Here is an 8,065-nt window from a genome sequence, read left to right on the forward strand (position 1 = left end):
TCAGGGAGACGTGCCCGGATAGGGATAGAGTCTGTCGAGTGCGACGCTCTGTCCGGAAGGCTGGACGATGCGTACATGCTCGCGGTGAAGTTCGCGGGCATGGCGCAGGCCGCAGGAGTGAGCGATCATCTCGATTTCCCTGTTCATGTTCCGGCAATAGGACGCCACCCGCGTCGCTTTGTCCTCGACGACCAGGCCGCGCTGCAGGCGCGGATCGTGCGTGGTGACGCCGGTCGGACAAGTATTGGTGTGGCAGCGCAGGGCCTGGATGCAGCCCAGCGAGAACATGAAGCCACGCGCGGTATTGATGAAATCGGCGCCCGTCGCCAGCGCCCAGGCGACACGCGCCGGCGTCACCAGTTGGCCGGCAGCGATGATCCGAATCCGTTCCCTGAGGCCGCTGGCCAGCAGTACGTCAACAATCAGTGGCAGGGCTTCATCAATCGACATCGCCATGTGATCGGCCAGCGCCTGCGGGGCGGCACCACTGCCGCCCTCGCCACCATCTATGGTCAGAAAGTCGGGCGCTGCCTGCAGACCACGGTGCGCAACGGCTGCCGCGAGTTCCCGGATGAAGCGCTCCCCTCCGATGGCGGTCTTGACACCCACTGGCTTGCCGGTGATGGCCCGGACATGTTCGACCCGATCGAGCAGTTCGTCGATGTTGGCGATGTCGCGGTGGCGGTTCGGGCTCAGTGAATCGCGTCCTTCGCTGATGCCGCGGATGCGTGCGATCTCGGGCGTCACCTTGTTGCCTGGCAGAACCCCGCCCTTGCCCGGCTTGGCTCCCTGCGAAAGCTTGATCTCGAAAGCCCGTACGCTCGCTTGTGCGGCGAGTTCGCGCAGGCGCTCGTCGGACAGCTCGCCGTTGCCGTCACGAACGCCGTACTTGGCCGTGCCGATCTGAAAGATGATGTCGCAGCCACCTTCCAGGTGATACGGAGATAGCCCTCCTTCGCCGGTGTCCAGCCAACAGCCGGCTGCCGCTGCACCGTGCGAAAGTGCGCGTACGGCAGGTTGGGAGATGGCGCCAAAACTCATGGCGCTGATGTTCACCAGCGAGCGGCCGACGAAAGGGGTCCGACAATAGCCTTCACCAATCGCCAGCGCTGGTGTTGCTTGTTTCTCCTCATCGAGAACGGGGAACGGAGCATTGACGAAAATCAGAGCGCCGGGTGTATGAATCCGGTACGTCGAGCCGAAGCCGATCATGCCACCTTCGTTCTTGGCCATGCGGTAGACCCAGCCGCGAGTCGCCCGATCGAAGGGCATCTCGTCTCGGTCGCCGAGAAAAAAATACTGCCGGAAATATTCGCCGAGAGTCTCGAAAAAGTAGCGCAGATGCCCGACCAGCGGAAAATTCCGCAGCACGGCATGCTTTTCCTGCGTGACGTCCTGTATATAGAGGTAAACCAGGCCACCAGCGAATGCCAGGGCAAGCATCACTCCCAGGCCAACAAGCAGCAGGTCAAGCATATGTGTTTCCCTTCGGTGGTAGAATCGGTCAAGTCAGCTCTTAGTGTACGGGAATTGTCATGACCTTTGCAGCCATGCTGGATACGGAAATCGAGCGCAATGTCGCGGCCGCGCTCAGCGAGGACATCGGGAGCGGCGACCTGACCGCGCAACTGGTTCCTGCCGGCGAGATCCGGCGCGCCACCGTGATTGCCCGTGAAAATGCCATTCTTTGTGGGACCGCTTGGTTCGAGCGCTGCTTCACCCGGATCGATGCGACGATCGCCATCGCCTGGAAGGTGGATGATGGCCAACGCATCAACCCGGATCAACTGCTTTGCGAAATCGAGGGACCTGCGCGCGCCCTGCTCACCGGCGAGCGCAGTGCGCTCAACTTCCTGCAACTGCTTTCCGGGGTTGCCAGCAAAGCCAGGCAATACGCCGACCTGGTCGCCGGTACGAGGGCGCAGGTGGTCGATACGCGCAAAACGATTCCCGGTCTGCGCCTGGCACAAAAGTACGCGGTCAGGTGCGGTGGTGGTGGCAATCACCGCCTGGGTCTCTATGACGGGATTCTGATCAAGGAAAACCACATTTTTGCCGCCGGCAGCATCGCCGCAGCCCTGGCTGCCGCACGGCAGATCGCCGAGAACGCGGCCGGTCGCTGCCAGTTCGTCCAGATCGAAGTCGAAACCCTGGCCGAGCTGGGACAGGCTCTCGATGCGGGTGCGGAAATGATTCTGCTCGACAACATGGGTCTTGACGAGATGCGCCAAGCCGTAGCGATTACCGCCGGTCGTGCCGTTCTCGAGGCGTCGGGCAACGTCAGCCTGGAGAGTGTGCGCGCCATCGCCGAGACCGGAGTGGACCGCATTTCGATTGGTAGCCTGACCAAGGATGTCCGCGCCCTTGATCTGTCAATGCGTTTCCAGGCTTGATGTGGAAGTTGCATCAGCGACTCACGAATCTCCCCTCCGGGCGAGGCAAACGGTCATGACTTTCATGATCGGGAGTGCCTGGCAAGGTCATGACCGTCAGGGGTCATCCGTCGGCACAGCGTGAGCGGTCTTGTCCTGAGGCAGCGGTTATTCGGCCGCGCGATCGCTGACGGGAATTCCGACACAAGGCGGTAATATAATCTGGCTCGAGCGATACGAAGCAGGCTGGAAGTCGTGGTCTGCGCGAAATAACAGGAGGGGGGAGTTCGATGCTATTTGCGCTGTTTTACGTGTTGGCGATTTCGATTCTGATCATGCACTTCACGGGATTCCTGGCGCGACATAATCTCGAATGGCTGGTCCTAGTGCTCGCGGTCGCCGTCTTTCCGGCCGTCATCTATCTCTAGGGCGGGCTTCTCCATCCGCGGTCGGGAATGGGTACCTGGCCAGGATCAGCTCAGATGCTGCTCGATGAATTGCTTTACTGCCTCGACACTGACGTCCATGACCGCAACTCGTTGTGGCAGGTTTTCGATACCCTGCAGACTGGCGGGCCGTTCGGGTTTCCGGCCGAGGGCCTCGACCATGGTCTCCTCGAACTTGACCGGCAAGGCCGTCTCGAGGACGATCATTGGCATACCAGGTGTGCGTAACTCGCTACCGACCTTGAGCCCATCGGCGGTGTGCGTGTCGATCATCAGGCCATACTTTTCAAAGGTTCGGCGGATCGTTGCCAGACGATCCGCGTGTGTGCTTTTCCCGGAAACAAAACCGAATTCCGGCAATCTGGCAAAGAATGACGTTCCGGACAAGTCAAAGCTGCGGCCCGCATCGATCTCCAGCCACAACTGGCGAACCATGGCCGGGTTGCGACCCACGAGATCAAAGACAAAGCGTTCGAAGTTGGATGCCTTCGAAATGTCCATCGACGGACTCGAAGTAGCGCAGGTTTCGGCGGCAACCCGCGGGCGATAGACGCCGGTACGGAAGAACTCGTCAAGAACGTCATTCTCGTTGGTTGCCAGAACCAGGCGACCGATCGGCAGACCCATCATGCGCGCGATGTGGCCAGCGCAGATATTGCCGAAGTTGCCTGAGGGTACCGCAAAGGCGACCTGTCGGGCGTTGCTGCCGGTAGTCGCTGCGAAATACCCCTTGAAGTAGTAGACGATCTGTGCGGCAACCCGTGCCCAGTTGATCGAGTTGACCGCTCCGATCTTGTACTTTGCCTTGAAGGCATGATCATTGGAGACCGCCTTGACGATGTCCTGGGCATCATCAAACATGCCGCGTACCGCGAGGTTGTGGATGTTCGCATCGTGCAGCGAATACATCTGCGCCCGCTGGAAAGCGCTCATCCGCTCGTGCGGCGAGAGCATGAACACCTGTATGCCTTTCTTGCCGCGCATCGCGTATTCAGCCGATGAACCAGTATCGCCCGAGGTGGCGCCGAGGATGTTGATTTCCTCACCCTGCCTGGCCAGTACGTACTCGAAAAGATTGCCGAGCAACTGCATAGCCATGTCCTTGAAAGCCAGGGTTGGACCGTTGGACAGTTCGAGGATCGCCAGTCCGCCTTCGCCGTGTGCAGGATCCGGCCTTTCGAGCCAGCGTAAGGGGGTGATCTCGCTCGCCTGCGCACTGCTGCGGCCGTTGCAATAAACCCCCGCAGTGTAGGTTCTGGCCAGCAAAGCCTGCAGATCGGCGGCGGGGATGTCGTCGATGAACCTGGAGAGCACGGCGTAGGCCAGATCAGCGTACGACAGGTGCCGCCATTGCTCCAGTTCATCACGGCTGACTTGCGGATAGGTCTCGGGCAGATAGAGGCCGCCATCCGGCGCCAGTCCGCCGAGCAGGATCTCGGTAAATGTGTGACCAGAGGAATTCAGTGAGTTGGCGGTGTGACCTCGAGTCGAGATATAGCGCATGGCAATGACCGTATGGAAGAAGCGGATGGAGAGCAGTCTACCATGCTCTTTCCCTGACATCGGTACGTGCTCGGGTCTCCGACTCCTTGGGTCTCCACACAGGGGCAGTTCAGCCCGTGACGACGCAATTCTTGCCTGCCCGCTTGGCCGCGTAGGTTGCCACGTCGGCACGTAGAATCGACTGCTCAAGCGATTCGCCACTTTTCTGAACAACGACGCCGGCACTGAAGGTCAGGACGATTTCCTGGCCCGGGATGGCCTGTGCGGCGAGCTGCCGCTGAAAACGGGAAATTGCATTGGTCGCCTGGTTGAGTGCCGTTTCAGGCAGTAGCACGACAAACTCCTCGCCACCAAAGCGACAGAGAATGTCCGATGGACGTAGCGCCGAGCGAATAACCTTGACCAGATGAACGAGGGCCTCGTCGCCCACCTGATGTCCGAGGGTGTCATTCAGCCGCTTGAAGTCATCGAGATCGATCAGCGCCAGCGCCAAAGAGCTGTGATTGCGGCGTGAGCGCGCCGCTTCACGCTGGTAGGCTTCGGCAAAGCCGTGACGGTTGAGCGCGCCGGTCAGCGCGTCGGTATGGGCGGCCGCCCGCGCTTCGCTCAAAGCTCTTTCGAGGTCGCTGATGCGCAGTTCGGCTACCAGTAATTCCAGCGCAGTGGCTTCGGGTTTGCGGGTATCGAAACGGCGAACGTGCGAGTGTTGCGCACGACCGGAAGCTGCCGGCAGGAACCCGGGCGGCTGTGCCGACGCCATGGCGGGAAGAATGGGGCGCCGGTGCAAGCGGCGGGATGCGCGCCGGGAAGAATGCACAAGGGATGAGTGGTCATGCTTGAACATTTTGCTTGCTCCGTCAGTACTGTCGGTGAAGGGGGAGTAATACTCCCAGAAACGGATGCTCGCTCGAAATCTTGAGACTTTTGTCACCCATCACGGATCACTGGCGAGATCTTGTTTCAGTTGCCGATGTGCATCTGGTACTTGGCGCCGTTGGCGAACGAGCAAGTTCCGGCACCCTGATGAGGGGTATTCATCTGGTACTCGCAGGACATGTACATGCCGCCCGAGCTGTAGGCACTTGCGACACCGCGCTTTTCTTCGTTCGAGACGCGTGTGGCTTCCCCGCTCAGAACTTCACCAAGATAGTTGACCACGAAGCGGCCCTTGCCGGTCATCATGTTGGTGACACTGCCGCTGACGACGCCGGTGTGGGTCGCTTGTTCATTGCTCGGATAGAGCCTGACCGTGAGCGTTGCTGGCGTCGCCCCACCTGCCGGCGGCGGCAGCGGCGTTCCTGCGGGTGGCAAAGGGTAATGACTATATTGAACCGTGCCGTCAGGCCCCGTCGTAGGCACCACGTAACAGGCGGAAACAATGCTCGTTGCCACCACCAGTCCCACGCCGGTTCGCCGGCCAAAGAGGTGTGTTCTCTTGTTCATGTTGATGATTTCCCTTTCATCGAGCACTGACATCAGATCAGCTCAGCAAGCACAGTATAGCGGAGCCCCGGCAAGAATTCTTCAAACAGCGAGTTGCACAGGCGATCTGTGTGCATGTCATTGTTGCGGATGCCTGGGATTCTCCATCTGGCGTCGTTGACAGGTATTTCTGGTGTGGGCATGTGCAGGATTGAACGTCAATGAGCGTTGAGGTAGACTGGAATACAGGGTTGATGTTGGGTCATCAATGAAATCGAGTGGCATTCACGGGAAGGATGGTCGGATGGAACGTATCGTCATCAAGCACCTTTCGGGCTCCAAAGCAAATCAGGAGATCAGCTTTCCCATTGATCAGGTACCGGAGATCTCGCTTGGACGAGATGCCGCATCGACCGTCGCCTATGACATGGAACGGGACGATGCGGTCAGCCGCAACCATGCCCGGATCACTCGTGATCCTACACAGAGCACGGTTTTCATCCTCACCGATCTCGGTAGCCGGAACGGTGTTTTCGTCAATCAGTCGAGGATCGCCGGTAGCACGCTGCTCCATCATGGGGACATTGTGCAACTCGGTACCGGTGGCCCGGAATTCAGCTTCCAGATGGACCCGCCACCGGCACTGACTCCGAAGGCAACGCGCCAGATCGATCCCAGGCAGGCGGCACCTACCCGTGAAATTTCCCCAGGGCCATCGACGAACGCCGAGGTACGCCCGCAACGCGTGCTACTCAGACACCTGACCGGCTCGAAGGCGAACCAGGAAGTGACCTTCCCGGTCACGCAAACGACCGAAATCACTTTTGGGCGCGACCCTGCAGCCAGCGTCTCCTACGACGCCGAGCGTGACGATACGGTGAGCCGCAATCATGCGACAATCAAGCGCGACACCCAGCAGAAGGGCTTCATGCTGGTTGACCTCAACAGTCGCAATGGCGTGTTCGTCAACGGTGGGCGCATTCGCGACAATGTCGCCCTGCACCATGGTGACCTCATTCAGTTCGGGGCGGGCGGGCCGGAACTCATATTCCAGCTCGACCCGCCGCCTGCCGATGCCCTCCGGGCGACGCGCCAGTTCGACCCGCGCCAGGCTCCGCCTGCGCAGACCCGCGAGGCGACGATGGCACCGATGGCGGCTGCGGCCACTGGTGGCGAGACAGCCGCGTCTTCCGCGACCGCGGCAGGCGCGCGCGGGGTGGGCAAGGAAACGGTGGAACGGCTGATTACCCAGACCAAGGTGGAGTCGCGCAAGTCCATGGTCAACATCATCGCAGCCATGCTGGCCCTGGTGGCCGTGGTGGCTGGCGTGTTTGTCTTCATGGGCCGGGAAACGGACAAGAAGATCGAAGCCACAACATCCCAGGTCCAGGCTGCAAAATCGCAATCGGAAGCGACTGCGTCGACAGTCAAGGCGATGCAGGATCTGATGACGCCGAAGGAAATTGCTGCCACGTATTCGGGGTCGACGGTGTACATCGAAGTGAGCTGGAAGCTGATCGACCTGGCTTCGGGACAACCTTTGTATCACCAGTCCTGGGAAGGGAAACCGGCCTACGTGCGGACAGCGAAAGGCGACCTGGAGCCGGTGTTGACCGCGCAGGCGCAGAAGAACAGCGTGCCGATCGGCGGTAGCCACTCCGGTTCCGGATTTGCCGTCACCGAGAACGGGTTCATTCTGACCAATCGCCATGTGGCTGCACCCTGGAAAGCCTACCAGATGTTACCGGCGGGAGTGCGACTCGAGTTGAATCAGAAGAAGGAATTGGTCGCCGTCGAAAATGTTCCAAAACACCGCTGGTATCCCGAGAAAAGCGTCTGGTCGCAAACGCCTCTGGGTGAACAGAAACCGGTTGCCGGACGGCATGATCGCCTTGAAGTCACTTTCGCCAACAACAAGCTGCGCATTCCTGCCAAACTCGCCAGGGTTTCGGACGAGCATGACGTGGCCTTGATCAAGGTGGACACGCCGGCAGCAGTCAAACCGACCGTACTCGCGCCCGAGTCGAGCTACGAGGAGGTCAGACCGGGCGATCCGATTACCGTGCTGGGTTATCCCGGAGTTTCGCCCAAGGTATTCTTCGCCGGCAAATCGAAAGACATGCTCGACCCGGGTGGAATGAATATCGTAGACATTCCGGTTCCGACCGTCACACCCGGAGCCATCGGCAAGGTCATACGCGGCACGGTGACGACTGCCGGCGGCGGGAAAGACGATTACTACAGCGCTTCGGATTCCTATCAACTGACGGCCAACGCCACTGGACCCGGTAACAGTGGCGGGCCAGTTTTCGACGATCGTGG

At 60.0% G+C, this 8,065-nt stretch carries 7 protein-coding genes; 3 read left to right on the plus strand and 4 right to left on the minus strand.

All coding sequences use genetic code 11. The features are described from left to right. The gene (locus CAPSK01_RS19335) at window positions 1-1,476 is read right to left on the minus strand and encodes an FMN-binding glutamate synthase family protein (protein WP_034930620.1); all 1,476 of its coding nucleotides are present in this window, start codon (window positions 1,474-1,476) and stop codon (window positions 1-3) included. A 59-nt stretch (window positions 1,477-1,535) separates the two neighbouring features. On the opposite strand from CAPSK01_RS19335, the gene nadC reads away from it, so the two are divergent. Both nadC and CAPSK01_RS24045 read left to right on the plus strand, forming a co-directional pair. Then, the gene (nadC, locus tag CAPSK01_RS19340; protein ID WP_034930622.1) at window positions 1,536-2,393 is read left to right on the plus strand and encodes a carboxylating nicotinate-nucleotide diphosphorylase; all 858 of its coding nucleotides are present in this window, start codon (window positions 1,536-1,538) and stop codon (window positions 2,391-2,393) included. A 269-nt stretch (window positions 2,394-2,662) separates the two neighbouring features. Further along, window positions 2,663-2,800: a hypothetical protein gene (locus CAPSK01_RS24045; protein WP_171047451.1), complete on the plus strand. Its 138-nt coding sequence runs from the start codon at window positions 2,663-2,665 to the stop codon at window positions 2,798-2,800. Between the two features lie 45 nt (window positions 2,801-2,845). Here the strand turns inward: CAPSK01_RS24045 and thrC are convergent, their stop codons facing one another. The 3 genes from thrC to CAPSK01_RS24050 all read right to left on the minus strand — a co-directional run bounded on the left by thrC (window position 2,846) and on the right by CAPSK01_RS24050 (window position 5,797). Then, entirely contained in the window at window positions 2,846-4,321 is a 1,476-nt protein-coding gene (gene thrC / locus CAPSK01_RS19345) for a threonine synthase (RefSeq protein ID WP_034930722.1), read from the minus strand. A gap of 109 nt (window positions 4,322-4,430) precedes the next feature. After that, window positions 4,431-5,165: a GGDEF domain-containing protein gene (locus CAPSK01_RS19350; protein ID WP_273704114.1), complete on the minus strand. Its 735-nt coding sequence runs from the start codon at window positions 5,163-5,165 to the stop codon at window positions 4,431-4,433. Window positions 5,166-5,281: 116 nt separating this feature from the next. Beyond that, on the minus strand, window positions 5,282-5,797 hold the full coding sequence (locus CAPSK01_RS24050) for a hypothetical protein (protein WP_273704115.1): 516 nt from the start codon (window positions 5,795-5,797) through the stop codon (window positions 5,282-5,284). Window positions 5,798-6,047: 250 nt separating this feature from the next. Between CAPSK01_RS24050 and CAPSK01_RS19360 the strand changes: the two genes are divergently transcribed. Then, window positions 6,048-8,065: FHA domain-containing protein (locus CAPSK01_RS19360; protein ID WP_034930625.1), on the plus strand; the 2,018-nt coding region annotated here is incomplete at its 3' end.

The organism is Candidatus Accumulibacter vicinus, from assembly GCF_000584955.1.
GTDB classification, from domain to species: Bacteria; Pseudomonadota; Gammaproteobacteria; order Burkholderiales; family Rhodocyclaceae; genus Accumulibacter; species Accumulibacter vicinus.

Excerpts from the sequence above, each read along its gene's own strand:
- CAPSK01_RS24050 (WP_273704115.1), bottom strand. The coding sequence starts at position 5,797 with ATGTCAGTGCTCGATGAAAGGGAAATCATCAACATGAACAAGAGAACA.
- thrC (WP_034930722.1), bottom strand. The coding sequence starts at position 4,321 with ATGCGCTATATCTCGACTCGAGGTCACACCGCCAACTCACTGAATTCC.
- CAPSK01_RS19335 (WP_034930620.1), bottom strand. The coding sequence starts at position 1,476 with ATGCTTGACCTGCTGCTTGTTGGCCTGGGAGTGATGCTTGCCCTGGCA.
- CAPSK01_RS24045 (WP_171047451.1), top strand. The coding sequence starts at position 2,663 with ATGCTATTTGCGCTGTTTTACGTGTTGGCGATTTCGATTCTGATCATG.
- CAPSK01_RS19350 (WP_273704114.1), bottom strand. The coding sequence starts at position 5,165 with ATGTTCAAGCATGACCACTCATCCCTTGTGCATTCTTCCCGGCGCGCA.
- nadC (WP_034930622.1), top strand. The coding sequence starts at position 1,536 with ATGACCTTTGCAGCCATGCTGGATACGGAAATCGAGCGCAATGTCGCG.